Below are 19,632 nucleotides of genomic sequence, written 5' to 3'. Positions count from 1 at the left end.
CAATTGAGATAAAAAGAGCTTCCCTGCTGATAACAATCGATATTCGCTTACGTTTAGTAGATACACTCAACTTTCAAAGGCAAGAGATGCATGTGAGCCTAATGACATAAATCAAATAAATAGCATTCAATAATCAGATAATACTAAAAGTGTTAATTAACCACACATTAAGAGCTTGATTGCACTGCTATTTGTGAGTATAAGGTGATTCTAGTTCAAAAAATCAATCATTTAGATAACAATAAAGTCAATGAATATAAAACTAATTAGTAGTGCGATCAGTGTGGTTATGTTGTCAGGCTGTACAAGTATGATGCAGAGAAACGACTTCGATAGCTTCAATTCAAAACTTGATTCTGGTGACTTTTCGGGAGCATCTCAAGTAGCCTTAGAACATGCTGGCTACGATAACGATTCAGGTGAAACAAGCGACCTACTATGGACATTGCAAGCTGGTGCAAGCTTGAACTATGCAGGTGAATACGAATTATCCACCAAGCTGCTTGATGAAACAGAAACAATGATGAAAGAAGAAGATACGGAAAGTACTGCTTCTGAGGGAGTTGAGCTTATTGGTTCAATGGTTGGAAATGACGCCATGTTGGCTTACGAACAAGCGCATTACGACGGCATCATGACAAATACCATTAAAGCATGGAATTTTATATCACTTCATGACTATCAAAATGCTCGCGTTGAACTAAATAGAGCAGAAGAGCGACAGCGTAGAGCTGCTCAACATTTTGCAGATATCATTAAGGAGCGAAGCGAAGAACTGGAGTCTGAAGCTGGTGAGTCAAGCGCTTTGGTAAAGCAGACCATAGAATCGGATTTGACACAAAATACACTAAAAAAAGCAGGTATTGAGCAAGGCCAATGGAAACCTTATGAAGGCTACGTAAACCCTTTTACTACATACTCTTACGGTCTTCATTTACTCATCACAGGTAAATCTAAGTCAGACTTTGAAAAAGCTGCTAACTCTTTCAAGCGTGTACACTCTCTTACTGGTTCACCTGCTGCCAAAGCGGACTATCAATTGGCACGTAGTATGGTTAAAAATCCAAGCCAATCTAAGCTAAAAGATCAAGTTTGGGTGATTTTTGAAAATGGCAAATCGCCAGTGAAAGAAGAGCGTCGAATTGATCTGCCAATTTTCTTACTGTCTAACAATGTATCTTATGCTGGTATCGCAATTCCTACCTTGAAAAAACGCGGTACAACATTTGACAGCATTACAATTAATGGTTCAAAGACCAGCACTATTGCAGATATGGATAAGATAATTAGTGCCGAATTCGATCAGGAGTTTCCATATATTTTAGCTCGTGAAATCACCCGAGTAACATTAAAAACCATCGCTCAAAAACAAGTTAAAGATGAAAACGCTTTACTTGGTGATGCATTAGCCATTTTACAAATGGTGACTACTGGTGCTGATATTCGAACTTTCTCAGCCCTACCGAGTGAATATCAAGCAACTCGAATCAAAGCCAAACACAATACAGTTGAAATAAAGGCGGGATCTTTCACTATTCCAGTTGAGCTTAGTACAGAATCTAACAAACACATCATCTACGTGAAAGCGGTCTCTCCATTAATAGAACCATCCGTAAAAGTCGTAAATATTTAAGGATAAACATGAAAAAATTGACAATTGCAGCTGTTGTAGCTGCGATGAGCTTGGTTGGTTGTAAAACAACCACATCTTATATTGATGCTGCTGATACAACGACAAATGTGGTAGCAGCCCTCTCTTACGCTGATTTCTCGAAAGCAGCAAATGAAATGGCTGATGACATTATTTCTAATAAATTGATGACTCACCCTCAAGCAGATGTTGGTGGTCGATACATTATTTATGTAAGTGGCATTGAGAATGACACTATGCAGCGCTTAGACACTGATCAGCTAACCAAATCTTTAAGAGTAAAGTTACTTCAATCAGGAAAATTCTTAGTAACAACTGCATTCGGTGAGGACGATGCCACAAAAAAAATGCGTGATTTAAAAAATTCCAAAATGGTCAAACAGGCAAGTGTCAAAGGAGATAACCAAGTACTAGCCCCAGACTTTAGCCTATCAGGCAAAATCCTTCAGCGAGACTCAACTCTAGATAACGGAGATACACGAATTGAGTACTATTTCCAAATGTCACTAACCAATATAGAAAATGGTTTAGCGTATTGGGAAGGAGAGCGAGTAGTCGGCAAGGTAGCGGATGGCTCAAGTGTGAGCTGGTAGGTAGCGTCAAATGATGGGCAGTGAAAGCTGCCCATTACTTTTAGTTAGAGGGTTAGGTGATTAAAAATGAAATTAAACCAATTACTTACAGCAATGGTAATCGCTGGCTTGTCATTACCAACACATGCATCTCAAGAAGGTAATTTAGTAGATACAACAACGGTAGCAGAAATAACAGAAGAGGCTGCGGGCAAACAAACCGATAAAGATGTGGTCCAAGTTCAAAACGATGTTGATACCACTGATGCCATTGATGAAAAGCTTGATGCTTATGTGTCAAACGTAAAACGCACCTTATATAAACAGGGTAAGCAACATAGTGTATTTATTTATTCTGGTTCTGCTGAAATCATGGCAGATCGCAATGACCCTCGATGGGCAGAGTTTCGAGTAGCAGCATTAGATAAGGCCGTATTAGAGGCGCAAAAAGAATACTTACAAACACTAAATACCAGTGTCGAAAATAACATGCTTTACTCCATGACAAAAAATAGCGGCTTGCCGACCCCGACTGAAGAGGATTTTAAGAGTGACTCTCAGATGGCGAGCTTCTTAGATAAAGTGGTTGCGGTGCTAGAAGGTAAACTTGATGCAGAATTACAAGAAATGGGGATTGATCCAAAAGAGTTTGAAGCAGCCCCACCATCGATCAAGCGCGATCTATTTAAAGAGTCAGTGATCAAGCAGACTATAAGGTCTTCATACGGTGATTTGGCTGGAATGATGATTATCAAAACTTATGAAGAAATCAGAGATTCTGGTCAAGGGACAGTTGGGGTTGTTCTTGCTTTGTCTGCAAATAAACGAGATCAAGTTCGTGCAATGATCGATTCCGGCGGTCAAATTACACCACAGAAAGATAAAGCTAACCCTAAAATGACATCTATCTACGATATGTTCTATAACCAAAAAGACAGTCTATATCTGAAGGTAGGAACTCAAGTTAGCTATGACTCCGACGGCTATCCCATGTTGATTTCATACGGTCAAGCAGGCGTTACTTATACATCCTCACCAACGGAAAGAAAAATTGAACGTAAAGCAGCTAAGAGCTTTGCAACGAACAACGCTTGGGCGAGCTTGGCACAAACCTATAATCTGAATGGCGATTTCCAAGAGTCAACTTCAGAGGAAAACCGTGTCAGTAAAGCTGAGCAGTTCGATTTGATAACGGGTGCTGTTCGCAAAAAGTCCCCAGGCTTAACTAATGAATTAATCAAATCCGTTCAACAAAGTGCTTCAATGACATCAAGTGTACAAAATATGACTGGTGTAAGTACTGAGTTTGAATGGCGTCGTAAGCACCCTGTGATGGGGCATGAAATGGTGGGGACGGTACTCGTTTGGCATCCTAAGAAGATTGTGAGTGCAAAAAATATGGCAAGTGGAATGAGTGCTGAAAAGCTGGAGCAAGAAGCCCTGGGAGCAGAAACTCTCTCTGATAACATTAACTCGGCTGAATCGGAAGATATGTTTGATGTGGCGGATTTTTAACATGAATAAAAGGCTTATACTACTTTGCGCAGCAAGCTTATTCTCATGTTTATCTAGTGCTGCAAGTTATGAGAAAGTTATAACAAATGGGCAAGGAGAAACATTAGATCAGGCTATTGATGTCAGTTTAAGGCGTGCGGTAGAACAGGTCTCAGGTGTATCTATTGAAAGTGCCCGCACTTCACTCCTTACATCAATTAACGACGGAAAGACAAAACAGTTAAACGACTCTATGGCAGATGGCACTGCAACATACTCGCGAGGGAACGTTAAGTACAAAGTGCTACATGAAAAGTGTTCAAGTTATGGCTGTGAGGTAAAGTTAGAGGTTAAGGTTGAGGTTGACCCTAGAGAGAAAATAAAAGATCAAAATGCCAAAAGAAGAACAATCGCTGTTGGTAGTTTTTCTGGCCCAAAAGGCACTATTATCGGCAAAAAAGTCGAAGAACTTTTGGTGCAAGACCGAAAGTTCAAAGTACTATATGACAGACTCGACCCAACGTTACAGTATTTTGTAACTGGTCAGGTTGTTACTGCTAACACTAACAAAAGTGTCGTCGATAACTCACGTACCGTAGAGCTCACAGGGGAAAGCATTAAAGATGTGAAAACCTACTATAGCTCTAAAGTTTTGGTAAAATTTCAAATTCTCGATGTTGTCAATAATCAAGTGAAATGGTCAGCAACTATTCCAACCACTTCAAGTAGAAACAATTTGAATCTTCTGGTTGATATTGCTTCGAAAAAAATATTTAACCAACTAAAAGATAACATTTATCCGTTAGTGGTTTTAGTTGGCGATAATGGCTCTTTAGTTTTGAACTCGGGCGGCAATACAGTTAAGCAAGGACAATACTTTGATGTCTTCAATTTGGGTGAAAAATTTATCGATCCAGTGACAAAAGAGAGTTTAGGCCACGATGAAATCAAAGTTGCGACCATTGAAGTGACCAAAGTATTGCCTAAGTTTGCCTATGCAAAAGTAGTAAAAGGAAATATTGCAGAAATCGAAAATCATAGTATTGCACGTAAGTCCGCTTATACGAAGTCAAAACGAAAGCAAACAGAGCATGCGAAGCCAAAAGTCGTTAAGCCTAAAGAGGAAAAGAAAACTACAGGGATCATTCTCTAAATACAAACACACTTTAAATAATATTCAGCAGAAAGTGGGATGATAAGACAGGACCAATGTCAGCACTAATGGAAAGGCAAGGCTCTCAGACCTTGCCCTTCATTTAATCATGCCGCATACCACCCGTCAGCCAGCACTTCAGCTTGATCCAGAACCAGCTTAATTGCCTCTTCTGCTGCATCAGGTGGATATTTCCAGCGACGCAATAAACGGCGTACAAGGTTGCGCATCCGCGCACGCACGCTTTCTCGTTTCTGCCAATCTACAGTAGCCGATTTACGCAGTTGGTGCGTGAGTTCAATAGCGAGTTGGCGCAAGTTGTCATCGCCTAAGGTGCGCACAGATGCCTCGTTGGTGACCAATGCACGGTAAAACGCAATTTCATCAGTGGAAAGCCCCAGTTTTTCCATCATCTCAGCGTCAGCTTGCATCTCTTTCGCCCACTGTATCAGCTCTTCAATCACCTGCGCGGTTTCAATGTTGCGATTATGGTATTTCTGCAGAAGAGCCATCGCTCTATTTTCTAGCTACCTGTTTGATATCAAAAGTGAAGAACATCATTTCTTCGATTCTAAGAACTTAATTCATCTTCTGGATAACGACCCTGGGCCAATCACAAAAGAGTGGTTTAAAGATGAATGCATCGAATGTTGGGAAGCGCTTTATGTAGATGGCCCACGTTATGCTTATACCGAGCTTGTCTACCCTGACGACAGTGGTGTCATTTTTGAAGAATACGTACCACTAGACATGGTAAGTGAAGATGTATGGGATTCGCTTTATGAGCGCTATAAAAACAAACTGAAAGAACATGTAGAGTTCGCCCAATAACTCTTGTGTCTTACCTCTCATCAAACTAAGAAAATAACCGTCAATAATAGGAACCAAGAGAAAATGACCGCGACAATTTCAGTCAGTAAAAGTGCGATATTTGAGCTAATCATGGCTGGTTTAGAGGCTTATGCGATAAAGCACGAGGGCAGCAAATCAGTCTCCATAGAGACAGCGGCCCACCTTTGGGGATATGCGAATAAAGCCCACCCATTTAAATGTACGATAAATCATGTTTCTGTTGAAACATCAGCTAAAAGAAAACGCTCTTCAGTTGAATGGAACCCACTCTCTCTTTCAATAAAAAAAGATATCGCTAAAGTTTTCGGCGAGGATTATCAATACATTGGAACGGCTCATTCTCATCCCTACTTACGCGAAGAGGTCATTGACGCAGCAACGATTAGAAGCAATAAACTGTACGAGCTATCTTCTTCGGATCACTGGTGTGAGCTTGCGCGTCCTGAAATACAGGTTGCAGGAAGATCATACAGTGTGGCAATGATATTAACGGTCCACTCTATGCTAAAAGCCAACAATCGAATGGATGGGATTTATGGTGAAGCACCGCTTATTGAATTTTCACTAGGAAATATCAAATGCTGGTTATATGGTCGAGTATTTGAGCACAAACTTAAGTCATCTTTAACTGACGAAGAACAACACAGCTTTGAGCGCTATCAACTGGATATTAACGATTTCTCAGACGATGAAACTATCGCAGTACCTGTAGAAACCATCTTAGAAAGCAACATCGCTCTTGATGTATTATGTGAAAGTTTTGGTCGGCTGAAATTTGAAGGGAATAACTCAACATATCACTCGGCTGACGATGCTGAGGGCAGATGGTAAAGAAACGAAGCAGAAGTCTCGTGAAATAACCACCTCTAGCCACCTATCAAAACTAATTCGCCCCCGACTTCTGTTCTTCCTAATACTTGAAATCAGGTATTAGGAAGGTGATTGCTCCTTCCTAATACTTAAGCACTGCGCATAATGGGGCTATATCATTAATTTCAGGCCTCTCACTTGAAGAGATCGAGTTCGGTGCGATTCCTACCATTATGTTTAGCTTGATAAAGAGCATCATCGGCACGTTTAAGAGTCTCGCTAATCGGCTCATCTTCTGCTGACCAATGAGACACTCCGATAGAAATCGTAACATGCCCTACGGCATCAAACTTGTTTAATGCAATAGATTTACGGATTCTCTCGGCAACGAGTTTAGCCTGATGTATGTCGGTTTTGACTAAGAAAACGATAAACTCTTCGCCACCAGAGCGGCAAACAATATCAACTTCTCGTGCCTGAGCCTTGATCATACTTGCCACACTGACTAATAAATCATCGCCGACATCATGACCAAAGCTATCATTCACTTTTTTAAAGTAATCAACATCCAAAACTAGCACAGAAAAGGGAGTTTTTTGTGCGAGCAAGGTATCAATCGCCTTACCTTGACCTCTGCGGTTCAGTAGCCCAGTCATGGGATCAGTTAAAGTATCTAGGTGCAGCTGATCAATAGTGCTGGATACAATATTGAACGTGCTGAGAAATGAACGTTTCAAGTATGACGCTTCAAAATACCAAGGCTTCACTTCATTTAAGTCTTGCTTGGTAGAGTTATGGCTTTCAAAACTTTTGACTACACTGGCTAATTGCCATAAAGGTTTCGATATAAAAATAGAAGAAACCCAAATAATCAAAAATATAAGAACACTAACTGGGAGTGACTCTATAAACATATGCCACATTTGATCGTCAAGCATAGACAAAACGCGCTCTTCTGGCTTCTCAGCAATAATCCCCCAGCCAGCATGTTTTACGGGCGCGTATCCAGAGAGCATGCCAACGCTCTGGGAGTTAACGATAGCTTTTCCCCCTTCCTCACCACGACTTACCGCTCTTATTGCTTCGTTATTAGTAATAACTTCTCCAATTCGTTGCGGATCAGGGTGATAAATCAACGTCTGATGCTTATCGACAACATACAAATATGACCCATCTTTGTAACTATGCTGCCCAAGAATTGTCCTTAATATATTTTTTTGATCGAGGTAGATGGTTCCCGCAACATAGCCTAAGTAATCGCCGTTTTCAGAAAAGATAGGATACGACATGCTTGTCAAATAGTTACCAGCAGGGGATACAAATGGATTCGTGATAAGTGGAGTTTTCGCGTTTAGAGACTGTAACGCGCTTTCTTCAGTTAATTGAACACCTTTCACTTCAATAGTTTCTGGTGAAACCGATATGATGACGCCGTCCGCATTAACAATTACGACAGAGTTGAAAGAGTCGGTTTGAGTTCGCAATCGATTTGCCTCTTGCTGCAATACAAGCGGTTCAAGCATTCTACGGCTGATTATAGGTGCGCTGTACTCTAGTTGGGATAAAGCATAATCAATAAAAGTATCCGTTATTTCCGCCATTTTAACGGCATATACACGGTTGGACTCTATGGTATTGTTAACTAGCAGCTCATGCTGAACTCTATATATGGAGTGAAAAGTATTAAGAAGAGTGACTAGTACACTGAACACACTCAGGCACAGAATTAACTTTCTCAGATTTAACTTATCCCTCATCTGTTTCATTTCCTCCATATACTCCATAAGTTAAATCATCCATTTTTTCATTAGATATAAAAGACATTGCCACTCACAGATCTATACTAACTCAAAGACTTAATCAGACCTTTGAATACTCTGTATGAAACATCACTCCTTACTTAGAGTTATCTTGAGCAAAACCCCATAGAGAGTAACTCCAAGACGTGACTAACCAACATACATTAAAACGCCAGAATAGCCCTAACAGTCTGTGATTGATGCTCGATGTAACATTTTTAACACTTTAGTGATGTGCCTCTAGATTGACATGCAATTTAATGATAATTTACTTATTTAAGTATAAACTTACTCATGGGCAGTACACAAATAATACTGTGGTCAGTATGAAAAGAGATATAAAATCCTCCACTAAGTTCGTTTTTACTTACTTTGTGTTTGCGTCGCTATGGGTTTGGTTCTCAGATAAAGCAGTAGAACTCCTATCGAGCAATACACAAGTCTATACCTTGGTTCAATCACTGAAGGGAATGTTATTTATAGTGGTCACATCTTTATTGCTGTGGGGACTGGTAAAAAAGAACAATCGAGAACTTGAACAAGCGAATGACATTGACTCTGTAACCGGTTTACACAGCCCTTTGGTATTTTTTCGCTACCTAGAACAAAAAATCCAAAGTGCCAAAGAAGATGAACACTACGTTCTTTTTCTTCTTGATATTGATAACTTTAAACCCATAGCCGATCACCTCGGTTTTACGAAAAGTAGTCAGTTTCTAAAGGATATCGCACAATCTATTGACTCTCATACGGTCTTTCCTCTTCTCTCATCACGAATACACTCTGATGGGTTTGCTTGTTTGGTACGAATGCATGATGAAAACCAAATAGCTCTGCACTTAGCTCGCGTTCAAAAGCAGTTTAATCAACATGCAAAAAATCATGAGATTGATGTGACATGCTCTATTGGTGTGGCCTTCTACCCGTATGATGGAGAGAGTGTCAAGCAACTCATGTCGTCGGCAAAATATGCTCTAGCTCAGGCAAAAAAAACAAAAAATACTATCCGATACCACGACAAAAAACTCGCTGAAGAAGATTTCCAAAAACAACGCATGATTATAGAGTTGCGTCATGCGATTCAAGAAGAGCAAATACAGATAGTCTTTCAACCAAAATATCGCCTAAAAGACAAGAGAATGACGGGAGTTGAAGTGCTATCTCGCTGGACCCACTCTCAATACGGAGATATACCTCCATCAGTATTTGTCACGCTGGCAGAAGAAAATAATCTTAGTAGCGCTTTAACGAAGCTAGTAATCAAGCAAGCATCAAAGCAACTTAAAGAAGCTCAGCTCCTAGGCCGTGTCATCCAAAGCGTATCTGTAAATATTTCAGCGACTGAGCTAAATAGCATTGAGGGTATTCATCAAATTGAGTATCAGCTAAATCAAGACACTGAACTTTCAAAGTACCTATGCCTTGAAATCACAGAGACAGCCACACTTAAGAATATAGAAAAATGTGCAAGCCTAGTAAAAAAAATGAAAAGGTCTGGTGTAGCGTTCTCTATCGATGACTTTGGGGTCGGTTATACCTCATTTGGAATTTTCAATAGACTCGACGTCGATGAAATCAAGATAGATCGTAGTTTCATCAAAGATATTGCGGTTGATTATCGTTCAAGAGCGATCACTTCAGGCATTATCGACATTGCAAAAGGGTTCGGAATTCAAGTCGTTGCGGAAGGAGTAGAAACCGATCACCAGTTACGAATTCTTGAAGAGTTAGGCTGTGAACAAGCCCAAGGTTTCTATCTAAGCCACCCAATACCTGTTGAAGAATTAAAAGAGAAATTAAATATAACTTCGCAAGACAATAAAGTTGATTTCATTGCAGTGTCTAGCAGGCCCAAAAACTGAAGGAGCGTTTGTCCCAAACGCATGCTGTGGAGGATTGCTGAACTGCCGACGACGAGCATCATTAATTGAGCGCGTTACTCAATACTGGAGTGATGCTAGACAACTTGTTCTATCGAGGAGAAACAGCTCCCCCTGAAACGGTTTTCAGTGCTTGATGTTTACTTTTGCTTTTTGTTTTTTTCTGCTTCAATTTTGCTAGTAGCTTAACTGCTTCAGCCCTAGTCAAGTGACGTTCATTTTTAAGCAGCTTCTCTAATTTTCTCTCTATACGACTGACCACAACTCAAATCACCTACGGCATCTTAGTTCATCAGTCAAACTACTAAAACTTTCGAGTAGATACCATACTCTTTGCAAATCGCTTTGTCCCATTGTGAGTTACGACACCAGCACATTCGCAGTACGACCTAGTTGTACTAACCTGTGGGTTTGTAAGGTCAAGCATGAGTTGCGACACTTTAGTTCAGTCTAAATCTTCTTTACTCGCGTTTTCTCGTAGTACATATTCTCATCGGCTTTAGTTATCGCTGACTCTAGGGAAAAGTCTGCTCCTTCAATAATATACTTACCTATTGACGTACCTACCTGCACCTTACCTTTGCCGATATTTATTGGACCAGCGAGTGCACTCTCAATTCTCGACATCACCTCTTCCGTGTAGTATTCCGCTTCTCTATTGCTACTCCCAACGCTCCCTAAAAATACGACAAACTCATCTCCGCCATACCTTGATACTAGGCCGGAAGCCCTCACACTACTTTTCATACGTTCACTTACTTCACGTAATATGTGATCGCCTACTGTATGGCCATGATCATCATTAATTTTTTTGAAATCGTTCAAGTCAATAAATAGAAAAGCAGAAAAAGTGTTTTCACTTATCCTCTTTTTTAGGTATCGTTGTACGCTTTCGATGAGTCCACGCCTGTTGAAAACTTTAGTTAATTCATCCATTTGAGCTTGCTGGCATGCCTTCTTTTCGAGTTCCTTTTGCTTTGTAATATCAGTCGAAATACCTAAGATAGCTACAACCTCATTAGAGGATTCGGGGCTATAAATTGGTGATTTCATCTCAAGATAAATCCGTTGCTTACCATTTGCATCATTAATGAAAACCTCTTCCCTAGTCGTTTCTCCCTTGATGACCTTAGCATCAATATGCTTTATGAACTCAACGGTATCCTCTGGTAAAAAATCCGAATCTCTTATTTGACCCAGTTTTTTCTTATCAATTCTCATTAACTGCAGGCTTAGGTTATTTGCATAGATATATCTGGATTGCGTATCTTTGATGAACACATATGTCTCGAGATGATCAAGAGATTCAATAAGATCATCAAGATTAACTCCCAGCCTTCCTAATTGAAGATACATTATGGCCTCCAGCATGCAGCAAAATATTTTATGTATATGATAATTTTTTGTTATTTTTATTGGTGTACTGTATTACATTTGAAAATATTGATTTTAGTAATACTAAAGAGGTATTAAACATACCACTCAATAGTACTAAAGCACCGTCAATGTGAGGGACTTTTTGGAGTAGTTATTTGATCTATATAACAGTCAACGTTTTGATGAAGGTTAACCCTAAGCTCGTTTAGTTGGAGAGATGATAGTGGATGCTGCCGATGGACAAGAGAAGGGAGCATACGAAAAATCTTAGCGAGTTATGTATTCTCTCTATCGTCTTCCAAAAGACTTCCCCATTCATGAAGCCCACATAGCCAAAGAGCCACGATTAAATTTCGCTCAGATAAAGAGTAACACCCCCTAACTAGTAAGAATAATCTCTAAGAATTTTACAAATGCTTAGGCAACTTCATCGACTCTAAAGGAATGACATTGCTTGTATCTAACGCTTGCAACTTTTCTCCCCATGCTTGCAGTACCACTAACTGCTCTTCAAGATAGTCGTGATGGTTATATACCCGCAACATACCTGGTAGCTGGTGACCAACCGTCTTTTCAATCGCCACGATATCCAGCCCCATTTCGCTACAACGGCTGATAAAGGTGCGGCGTAGATCGTGTGGCGAAAAACGCTCAAAATCTTCCGGTAAATTGCGTTTGATCAGAGCACGTACTGCTGCGGGTTCTTGAAGTTTGTCATCCATAAGCTGCGGCCAAACAAGTTTCCATTTGCTTGGTACATTCTCACGCTGCTCTTTAAGAAGTTTCAGTAGGTAATCACTTAATGGTACTTTTCGGCTCTCCTGACTCTTGGTGTGACGTTCTTTTGAACTGGCTGGCAACAACCATACCTTCTCTTGCAAATCTACCTCACTCCAACGCATTTCAAGCACAGCACTAATACGTTGCCCACACCCGAGCAAAAACTGCATTAGACGGACGTTTGAGGGCTCTGTACGCCAAGAAGGCAAGCTTGTTAGCAATGTTTTCAATTCTGAAAAGCTCAAATTGCGTTTTGTGACCTTAGAACCACCACCGACATCCTTGGATTTCAAATGTGGTGCAGGGTGTGCACCAATCATATTCAAAGCTAGCGCATGGTTGATCACCTGATTGATAATTCTATGGCATGCATTAATCGCACCCGCTTTTCGCTGTCCATTCTCATCAACCTTTGCATCAAATACTTTATTAAGATCATGAATTCTCAACTCTTCTAATTTGATGTGACCAAGAAATGGTTTGACATCCCGGCTATAGGTTGCCCTCGCTTGTTCTCCTCGTAGCTGCTTGGACAAACGCTTCTCGTCAAAACTGGCAAAAGCATCATCAAAAGTTTTTGCTTCCTCTTGCTCGCGCTGTTCACGTGCCAGTTCCTGTTTCGGATTTTTATTGTTTTCCAGCCAGCTACGGTAACGCCCCGCTTCTGTTCGAGCCTGTTCAAGTGTCATCCCCGTTTCCGGTTTCAACTTAACATACCGTCCCATGGTGATTTTTTCGTGTTTGTTACCAGCCTGAAAGCGAAAGATCCAAGTCATCGTGCCCGTTGGTCGAACGCGAATATTCAATCCTTCGATTTTCTTATCTGGAATTAAATATTCCTTGCCTTGTGGCTTCAATGCTTTCAGCGTGGCATTCGTACTAATTTTATCGACTGGCTTGATCATGACTGAAAAACCTCTGTATTTCTGGGTACAGCTCTGGGTACGGCGTGGGGTACGGGGAAAGACGAGTTTTCATTGTACGGCTAAAGACATCCTTGGACAAGGAACAATTAAAATCCGATTAAAAACAACATATTAAAATGAAAAGTTGGATTTTAGAAGACGTTACAAGATTCAGAGTTCGATTTACCCACCACATGGAAGCTGGCGTGCTATTGGAACGTAAAGCTTAGTCCACCAGCTTCAGACAAAAAAAGCGAGCTCAATGGCTCGCTTTTTTTAATTTGATTCGTTTTACTTATTCCGCAGAAGTCTTCTTGCTGACAAAACCTAGCTTCTTACCAATCCATGCGAGTAAGATCATTGAAACCATGATCGCAAAGAAGTTTGAGCCTGCTTCTGGGTATTGCGCTTTAATAAACGCAGAGTGACCAAACGCACCTACGAAGAAACACGCCAAGCCAACTAATGGGATATCTTCTGATACCGGATTATTTAGGTACTCTTGGTAAAGAGCTTGTACAGCCAGTACGAGTGCAATCAATGGGAAGATTGAAAAAGACACTTCACTCATGGTCAACCATGACAACAAAGCATCACCACACATACCTGCAACCAGTGCCAAAATCAGCGTTTTCTTTTCAGATTGATTTCCATTCGACATTATTCTATCCCGCCTTTTAATCGGTTACGTTCACGTTCTTTGCGATACCAATAGGCCCCTTTGGCTATCATTCGCAATTGCATGATCAATCGCTCGGCGAGTTCATCGCGCTCACGTCGATCTAAATCTAAAGCTTCAGCTCCCGAACTGAAAACCAAAGTCACAGACGCTTCTGCTTGAGTATACGCCTCTTCTCTGGTCACGCCGGTGCTCATTAAATACTCGGTTAATTCTGCCGCAAAATGCTGGATTTCTCGAGCAACAGCGGTACGAAATTCAGCAGAAGTGCCGGAGCGCTCACGCAACAACAAACGAAAAACGTTCGGACTACTTTCAATGAATTCCATAAAGGTTTCGACCGAGGTACGAATTACGCTACCTTCTTTCACAATACGTTGACGCGCCTGACGCATCAGTTGACGTAGTAGCAAACCGCCTTCATCGACCATAGTTAAGCCTAGCTCATCCATATCTTTGAAGTGACGGTAAAAAGAAGTCGGTGCAATCCCTGCCTCTCGGGCGACTTCTCGCAAGCTAAGGCTGGAAAAGCTGCGATCCGCACTTAACTGACTAAATGCCGCATCGATCAATGATCGACGTGTCTTCTCTTTTTGCTGTGCGCGGATTCCCATCGATTTCATTCTTAACTTGCTCTTTTTCTGTAGGGTACAAGAGCCTCAATATAACGCAATTTGCTCCTACGGAGAAAGATATGTTGCTTCGCTCGCTCTGAGCGCCGAGAACGTTACTATTGGCATGCATCTAATTGCAATGTTCTCGATGCAATTTATAGACATACAACATACCAAATCACCCTTTTGGTCGATTCTGCGTGATCACTTCCACTCTCTAACAGGCATTACGTGTACCAATAGAGTAAATGAGTTAAAATCGCGCTAAAGCAATGTTAAGCAAATATAACAAGGAAGGCATCATGGCGCATGTTAATCACTATGACGTGATCGTAATCGGTAGTGGCCCTGGCGGAGAAGGGGCTGCAATGGGATTAACCAAAGCGGGACTGAATGTTGCCATTGTCGAGAAAGAAAGCAGTGTCGGCGGCGGTTGTACTCACTGGGGAACTATTCCATCTAAAGCACTGCGTCATGCCGTTAGCCGCATCATCGAATTTAATAGCAACCCGCTATTTTGTCGAAACAACACCAGCGTTCATGCAACATTTTCTGACATTTTAGGTCATGCTAAATCGGTCATTGATAAGCAAACTCGACTTCGTCAGGGCTTTTATGACCGTAACTCATGCACACTTTTGTTCGGAACCGCGCGATTTATCGATAACTACTCAATTGCAGTGATGCAAAGCGACGGTACAGAAGAAATCTATTCTGCGGATAAGTTTGTCATCGCGACGGGTTCTCGCCCGTATCAGCCTAACGACGTAGATTTCTTGCATGAGCGCATCTACGACAGTGATTCCATTCTGAGCCTGAAACACGACCCTCGCCATATCATCATTTACGGTGCGGGCGTTATCGGTTGTGAATACGCTTCTATCTTCCGCGGCCTTGGAGTGAAAACCGACCTTATCAATACCCGCGACCGCTTGTTGGAGTTTTTGGATAACGAAGTGTCAGATGCGCTGTCTTACCACTTCTGGAACAGCGGTGTGGTAATTCGTAATGATGAGACCTATGAAAAAATCGAAGGCACAGAAGATGGCGTGATTATTCACCTACAATCTGGCAAGAAGATGAAGGCAGACTGCTTGTTGTATGCGAATGGTCGAACAGGTAACACCGATAAGTTGAATTTGGGTGCAGTGGGTCTGGAAGCGGACTCTCGCGGACAACTAAAAGTAAACCGTAACTACCAAACCGATATCGAACACATTTACGCTGTAGGCGATGTCATCGGTTACCCTAGCCTTGCAAGCGCCGCTTATGACCAAGGGCGATTTGTCGCACAAGCCATTACGAAAGGTCAGGCAGAAAACTATCTGATTGATGATATTCCAACGGGTATCTACACCATCCCAGAGATTAGCTCTGTGGGTAAAACCGAGCAAGAGCTAACAGCTGCGAAAGTACCGTATGAAGTAGGACGCTCTTCGTTCAAGCATCTAGCTCGTGCACAGATCGCAGGAAAAGACATCGGTAGCTTGAAGATATTGTTCCATCGTGAAACCAAAGAAATTTTAGGGATTCACTGTTTTGGCGAACGTGCCGCGGAAATTATCCACATCGGTCAAGCCATTATGGAACAAAAAGGCTCAGCGAATAACATCGAGTATTTCGTCAATACCACCTTCAACTATCCAACAATGGCCGAAGCGTATCGTGTCGCTGCGTTGAATGGTTTGAACCGCTTGTTCTAATCTATGCTTCTTGATAGCAGACAGAAAAACAGCAGGCTTGGACCTGCTGTTTTTATATCAACATTGTGCTAGGAAGGTATCCTTGTGCCATTGGTAGAGAAAGATAACCCCTAAACCAATACCCCGCATCAACATAAAGCTCGTCATTGCAAACCACAGCGCGTGATTTTCCCACTCGGCGAACAAGTAAAAGACAACGAAGAAACTGCTGGTCGCGACAAACATACTATTGCGCATGTCTTTGCCTTTGGTTGCACCGACAAAAATGCCATCCAATAGAAAGCACCACATCGACGCAAGTGGCATCACCACCAGCCAAGGTAGATACACCGCTGCTTGCTGTTGTACCGCCTCAATTGAAGTGATCATGGCGATCAACTGCGATCCCGCCAAACCAAAGAGCGCGGTCAGTCCTAAACAAATAACCAAACTCCAAAAGAAAGTGCCGACAAGCGATTCACTCAATTGTTGCCTATCTTTGGCACCAATCGCCTTCCCGACCATGGCCTCCATTGCGTAAGCAAAGCCATCCATGCCATACGAGATAATCATCAGGAAGCTCATCAGAACCGCATTTGCAGCGACAACCTCATCACCAAAGCTCGCACCTTGGAACGTCATAAAGCTAAAAGCCGCTTGCAGACACAAAGAGCGCAAGAAAATATCGCGATTCAATTTCACGAAGCGCCCTAAACCGTGTTGAGTGCTGGTTAGCAACTTTTGAGGTGATGGTAATTGCCTCTCTCGCCAGGTTTTCCAGACACACATGAGACCAAAACCCATGCCTGAGTAGTCAGCAATCACCGATGCCAGCGCAGCGCCTTCTACTTTCCACCCCAAACCAATCACAAACAACAAATCGAGGGCAATATTAGTCACGTTGGTGATGATCACCATCCACATTGGTGCTTTGGAATTTTGCGTCCCGAGCAGCCACCCCAACAACACAAAGTTCATTAGCGCAGCGGGGGCACTCCACACACGGATAGAGAAATATTGCATGCCGTAGTGTTTTACCTCTGCGCTGGCGTCACTCCAGCCAAAGATCAAATCAGCAATCGGGTTATGGGCAATAAGGAAGACTAACGCAAACAGCAGTGCCATGAGTGAGCCTTGCATAAACACCAAGGCAAGTTGCTTTCGGTCTTCACCGCCATAGGACTGCGCCGCCAACCCTGTAGTCGACATACGCAAAAAACCAAGCAGCCAAAACGTCACGCTGATCATGGTGCTGCCCAACGCAACACCGCCCAAATACCAAGCGTGGTCTAGATGACCAATCACCGCAGCATCGACCAAACCGAGCAATGGAACAGTAATATTCGACAGCACCATAGGTATCGCTAAAGCTAAGACTTGGCGATGAACTTTTGGGTTAGATAAAGGAGAGAAGATTGAATTTGTCACAGGCACCTCATCAGTAAGATCGACGAGTGTACCTGAGCGCTTAACGACTAGCCAATTACCACTTGATGTGAACGAGGACTGGCGTGAGGCGATGCTTCAACATTGGAATCTTATTAAGCCAACGCTGCCAAGCTTTCCAACGAGAACAGAATCTATCGAATGGCGAGAAAGCTTTCGCCCATTGTGCCCATGGTAACCATTGCAATATCTGTGCTGCAGGCGCTTCAAAGCCATGAGCATAACGATCAGAGCCAAGCTTTTTCCCCCACTTGGTTTCCGTTAAATCTCCTGCCAGCACCATACACAGTTCAGCAGAAACAAAATGTCGACCCAAGGTTTGAATAAATTTCGCGACTTGACGCTCTGTGCAATCGAGCAGTGCCATTTCACATAAAATGAGTACCGGTGCTTGCTCTGGAATGGCTAACGTCTCTAGCCACGACATTTCATCCACACTGCCACAGCGATGTTCATAACGTTCATTTTTGTGGAACAAACGCTGACGCCATACCAAATTTTCCGTCACATCCAGCTCTATCCAATGGCAGCGTCCATTATCCAAACGATAAAAGCGGGTATCCAACCCCGCTCCAACATTGATTATCCAAGCATCGGGATACTGCTGTAAGAAGTGACTAACCTGCTGGTCACAAAGCTGAGTCAGCGTCACGTGCAGCAATTGCTTCTGCGCAATATCACCACTCAAACAGTCCGGCGCCATCTTACAGCTCAAACACGCTTTAGCAGCTATCGGATCGTACACCAAGCCATTGTCGACCATGCTTTCACGGCTACGCAATAACAGTGGCTTTAATAAATGGTTAGGAACTTGATGTTTAGACTGAGACATGGGCATTTCCTGCGCCAGAGAGAAAACATAGACATTAATAAAGATGATAATGAATATCAATTACATTATCAAGCTTATAAATTGGTCAAAACAAACAAGGTCAAGATGATGAGCAAGCTTTTGGAGGAAGTAGAAAAAGAGAAAAGACAAAACAGCCCAGATGAACTGGGCTGCTTAAATGCACTTACATCCAATCGGTATTACGAATAATACCAACGGCTAAGCCTTCTATCGTAAGGTGCTGAGACGTTAAGTCCACTTGAATTGGGGCAAACTCTTCATTCTCAGCATGCAGTAATATGGTTGAACCTTTGCGCTCCAAACGCTTCACAGTCACATCATCATCAACACGCGCAACGACAACTTGACCGTCTCTCACGTCTTGGGTTTTATGCACCGCGAGCAGATCGCCATCCATAATCCCGATGTCTTTCATACTCTCGCCATTTACACGAAGTAAGAAATCCGCTTGCGGTTTGAACATCGCAGGATCGACTTGGTAGTGCGCCTCTACGTGCTCTTGAGCCAAGATTGGCTCACCCGCTGCGACTTGACCAATCAAAGGCAAACCCTGCTCATCATTGGCTGCGTCTTCAAGCAGGATACGAATCCCACGAGAAGCGCCTGGAATAATTTCAATTGCTTGCTTACGAGCAAGCGCTTTTAGGTGTTCCTCTGCGGCATTCGCAGAGCGGAAGCCAAGCTCACGCGCAATCTCTGCACGAGTTGGTGGCATTCCGGTGTCGTCGATTTTACTTTTAATCAAATCGAAGACTTGTTGTTGGCGTGGCGTTAACGGCTTCATGTCTCACCTGTCTTTTTATACAGTTAACTGTGAGTATATCCAGTAAATGCTCAAATGAAAACCCAATTGGTTGTTTTTTAATTTATTTGTGGGGAGCTTTCAGCTTACCGATTAAGTTCATTCTTTATTCGTTTAAAACACCGACTTTTCAGTTAATCAAGTCAAAGCAATAACTTAGGGGTTCGACTAATTTACAGCCAATAAAATTAAAAGGTTTGACCAGTTTCTGGTATCCTTGCAGCGCTTAAATTTTATCGCCTAGGCTTATTTCTATTGCCCTACTCATCTCTTTTTATAGAGA

Annotated in this window: 15 protein-coding genes and 2 pseudogenes; 8 read left to right on the top strand and 9 right to left on the bottom strand. The window is 42.2% G+C overall.

What is annotated here, in order from left to right; translation table 11 throughout:
• Nucleotides 1–250: 250 nt before the first annotated feature.
• The 4 genes from R7Z49_RS19505 to R7Z49_RS19490 all read left to right on the top strand — a co-directional run bounded on the left by R7Z49_RS19505 (nucleotide 251) and on the right by R7Z49_RS19490 (nucleotide 4,870).
• The gene (locus R7Z49_RS19505) at nucleotides 251–1,633 is read left to right on the top strand and encodes a COG3014 family protein (RefSeq protein WP_025575954.1); all 1,383 of its coding nucleotides are present in this window, start codon (nucleotides 251–253) and stop codon (nucleotides 1,631–1,633) included.
• Between the two features lie 8 nt (nucleotides 1,634–1,641).
• Nucleotides 1,642–2,244 (top strand): penicillin-binding protein activator LpoB, encoded by a 603-nt coding sequence (lpoB, locus tag R7Z49_RS19500; protein WP_005393740.1) that lies wholly within the window; start codon nucleotides 1,642–1,644, stop codon nucleotides 2,242–2,244.
• A 66-nt stretch (nucleotides 2,245–2,310) separates the two neighbouring features.
• Nucleotides 2,311–3,738 carry a DUF6844 domain-containing protein gene (locus R7Z49_RS19495; RefSeq protein WP_025575955.1) on the top strand — a complete coding sequence of 476 codons (1,428 nt, stop codon included), beginning with the start codon at nucleotides 2,311–2,313 and terminating at the stop codon, nucleotides 3,736–3,738.
• Nucleotide 3,739: 1 nt separating this feature from the next.
• Nucleotides 3,740–4,870, top strand: a complete 1,131-nt coding sequence (locus tag R7Z49_RS19490) for a hypothetical protein (protein WP_025575956.1) — start codon at nucleotides 3,740–3,742, stop codon at nucleotides 4,868–4,870.
• A gap of 107 nt (nucleotides 4,871–4,977) precedes the next feature.
• On the opposite strand, the pseudogene R7Z49_RS19485 reads toward R7Z49_RS19490, so the two are convergent.
• A pseudogene (locus tag R7Z49_RS19485) lies at nucleotides 4,978–5,388 on the bottom strand (type I restriction enzyme endonuclease domain-containing protein); the annotation flags it as partial.
• On the opposite strand from R7Z49_RS19485, the pseudogene R7Z49_RS19480 reads away from it, so the two are divergent.
• Together R7Z49_RS19480 and R7Z49_RS19475 are read left to right on the top strand one after the other, a co-directional pair.
• Nucleotides 5,354–5,701, top strand: a pseudogene (locus tag R7Z49_RS19480) (hypothetical protein); the annotation flags it as partial. The pseudogenes R7Z49_RS19485 and R7Z49_RS19480 sit on opposite strands and share 35 nt — an antisense overlap.
• Nucleotides 5,702–5,812: 111 nt before the next feature.
• A complete protein-coding gene (locus tag R7Z49_RS19475) occupies nucleotides 5,813–6,553 on the top strand; it encodes a hypothetical protein (RefSeq protein WP_238852393.1) in 741 nt (246 codons plus the stop codon).
• A gap of 173 nt (nucleotides 6,554–6,726) precedes the next feature.
• Here the strand turns inward: R7Z49_RS19475 and R7Z49_RS19470 are convergent, their stop codons facing one another.
• On the bottom strand, nucleotides 6,727–8,289 hold the full coding sequence (locus tag R7Z49_RS19470) for a sensor domain-containing diguanylate cyclase (protein ID WP_025576417.1): 1,563 nt from the start codon (nucleotides 8,287–8,289) through the stop codon (nucleotides 6,727–6,729).
• A gap of 368 nt (nucleotides 8,290–8,657) precedes the next feature.
• Here R7Z49_RS19470 and R7Z49_RS19465 point away from each other — a divergent pair, with 368 nt between their 5' ends.
• Nucleotides 8,658–10,193: a putative bifunctional diguanylate cyclase/phosphodiesterase gene (locus R7Z49_RS19465; RefSeq protein ID WP_182016965.1), complete on the top strand. Its 1,536-nt coding sequence runs from the start codon at nucleotides 8,658–8,660 to the stop codon at nucleotides 10,191–10,193.
• Nucleotides 10,194–10,661: 468 nt separating this feature from the next.
• Here the strand turns inward: R7Z49_RS19465 and R7Z49_RS19460 are convergent, their stop codons facing one another.
• The 4 genes from R7Z49_RS19460 to fabR all read right to left on the bottom strand — a co-directional run bounded on the left by R7Z49_RS19460 (nucleotide 10,662) and on the right by fabR (nucleotide 14,575).
• The gene (locus tag R7Z49_RS19460) at nucleotides 10,662–11,567 is read right to left on the bottom strand and encodes a GGDEF domain-containing protein (RefSeq protein WP_025576420.1); all 906 of its coding nucleotides are present in this window, start codon (nucleotides 11,565–11,567) and stop codon (nucleotides 10,662–10,664) included.
• 428 nt (nucleotides 11,568–11,995) lie between these two features.
• Nucleotides 11,996–13,273, bottom strand: a complete 1,278-nt coding sequence (locus tag R7Z49_RS19455; protein ID WP_025576334.1) for a tyrosine-type recombinase/integrase — start codon at nucleotides 13,271–13,273, stop codon at nucleotides 11,996–11,998.
• 295 nt (nucleotides 13,274–13,568) lie between these two features.
• A complete protein-coding gene (locus R7Z49_RS19450) occupies nucleotides 13,569–13,934 on the bottom strand; it encodes a YijD family membrane protein (protein ID WP_186584597.1) in 366 nt (121 codons plus the stop codon).
• Nucleotides 13,934–14,575, bottom strand: coding sequence for an HTH-type transcriptional repressor FabR (fabR, locus tag R7Z49_RS19445; RefSeq protein WP_005378632.1), 642 nt, complete (start codon nucleotides 14,573–14,575; stop codon nucleotides 13,934–13,936). Before fabR ends, R7Z49_RS19450 begins: the two co-directional genes overlap by 1 nt.
• A 263-nt stretch (nucleotides 14,576–14,838) precedes the next feature.
• Here fabR and sthA point away from each other — a divergent pair, with 263 nt between their 5' ends.
• On the top strand, nucleotides 14,839–16,269 hold the full coding sequence (gene sthA, locus R7Z49_RS19440; RefSeq protein ID WP_186584596.1) for a Si-specific NAD(P)(+) transhydrogenase: 1,431 nt from the start codon (nucleotides 14,839–14,841) through the stop codon (nucleotides 16,267–16,269).
• Between the two features lie 57 nt (nucleotides 16,270–16,326).
• Here the strand turns inward: sthA and dinF are convergent, their stop codons facing one another.
• The 3 genes from dinF to lexA form a co-directional block, all read right to left on the bottom strand.
• Nucleotides 16,327–17,676: an MATE family efflux transporter DinF gene (dinF, locus tag R7Z49_RS19435; protein ID WP_186584595.1), complete on the bottom strand. Its 1,350-nt coding sequence runs from the start codon at nucleotides 17,674–17,676 to the stop codon at nucleotides 16,327–16,329.
• Between the two features lie 55 nt (nucleotides 17,677–17,731).
• The gene (locus tag R7Z49_RS19430) at nucleotides 17,732–18,526 is read right to left on the bottom strand and encodes a class I SAM-dependent methyltransferase (protein ID WP_025768172.1); all 795 of its coding nucleotides are present in this window, start codon (nucleotides 18,524–18,526) and stop codon (nucleotides 17,732–17,734) included.
• A 184-nt stretch (nucleotides 18,527–18,710) separates the two neighbouring features.
• Nucleotides 18,711–19,331, bottom strand: coding sequence for a transcriptional repressor LexA (gene lexA / locus R7Z49_RS19425; protein ID WP_005378682.1), 621 nt, complete (start codon nucleotides 19,329–19,331; stop codon nucleotides 18,711–18,713).
• Nucleotides 19,332–19,632: the final 301 nt, after the last annotated feature.

It is taken from the genome of Vibrio sp. 1562, assembly GCF_033340155.1.
In the GTDB taxonomy this organism is placed as follows: Bacteria; Pseudomonadota; Gammaproteobacteria; order Enterobacterales; family Vibrionaceae; genus Vibrio; species Vibrio alginolyticus.
The sequence above is the reverse complement of the archived record's forward strand: the minus strand, read 5'-3'. Positions and strand labels throughout refer to the sequence as shown.

Bases quoted from the DNA above. Each gene is read 5' to 3' on its own strand.
- R7Z49_RS19495 (WP_025575955.1), top strand. From the start codon at position 2,311: ATGAAATTAAACCAATTACTTACAGCAATGGTAATCGCTGGCTTGTCA.
- R7Z49_RS19465 (WP_182016965.1), top strand. From the start codon at position 8,658: ATGAAAAGAGATATAAAATCCTCCACTAAGTTCGTTTTTACTTACTTT.
- fabR (WP_005378632.1), bottom strand. From the start codon at position 14,575: ATGAAATCGATGGGAATCCGCGCACAGCAAAAAGAGAAGACACGTCGA.
- R7Z49_RS19450 (WP_186584597.1), bottom strand. From the start codon at position 13,934: ATGTCGAATGGAAATCAATCTGAAAAGAAAACGCTGATTTTGGCACTG.
- R7Z49_RS19490 (WP_025575956.1), top strand. From the start codon at position 3,740: ATGAATAAAAGGCTTATACTACTTTGCGCAGCAAGCTTATTCTCATGT.
- sthA (WP_186584596.1), top strand. From the start codon at position 14,839: ATGTTAAGCAAATATAACAAGGAAGGCATCATGGCGCATGTTAATCAC.
- R7Z49_RS19460 (WP_025576420.1), bottom strand. From the start codon at position 11,567: ATGTATCTTCAATTAGGAAGGCTGGGAGTTAATCTTGATGATCTTATT.
- R7Z49_RS19430 (WP_025768172.1), bottom strand. From the start codon at position 18,526: ATGTCTCAGTCTAAACATCAAGTTCCTAACCATTTATTAAAGCCACTG.
- lexA (WP_005378682.1), bottom strand. From the start codon at position 19,331: ATGAAGCCGTTAACGCCACGCCAACAACAAGTCTTCGATTTGATTAAA.
- R7Z49_RS19505 (WP_025575954.1), top strand. From the start codon at position 251: ATGAATATAAAACTAATTAGTAGTGCGATCAGTGTGGTTATGTTGTCA.
- R7Z49_RS19475 (WP_238852393.1), top strand. From the start codon at position 5,813: ATGGCTGGTTTAGAGGCTTATGCGATAAAGCACGAGGGCAGCAAATCA.
- R7Z49_RS19470 (WP_025576417.1), bottom strand. From the start codon at position 8,289: ATGAGGGATAAGTTAAATCTGAGAAAGTTAATTCTGTGCCTGAGTGTG.
- R7Z49_RS19455 (WP_025576334.1), bottom strand. From the start codon at position 13,273: ATGATCAAGCCAGTCGATAAAATTAGTACGAATGCCACGCTGAAAGCA.
- lpoB (WP_005393740.1), top strand. From the start codon at position 1,642: ATGAAAAAATTGACAATTGCAGCTGTTGTAGCTGCGATGAGCTTGGTT.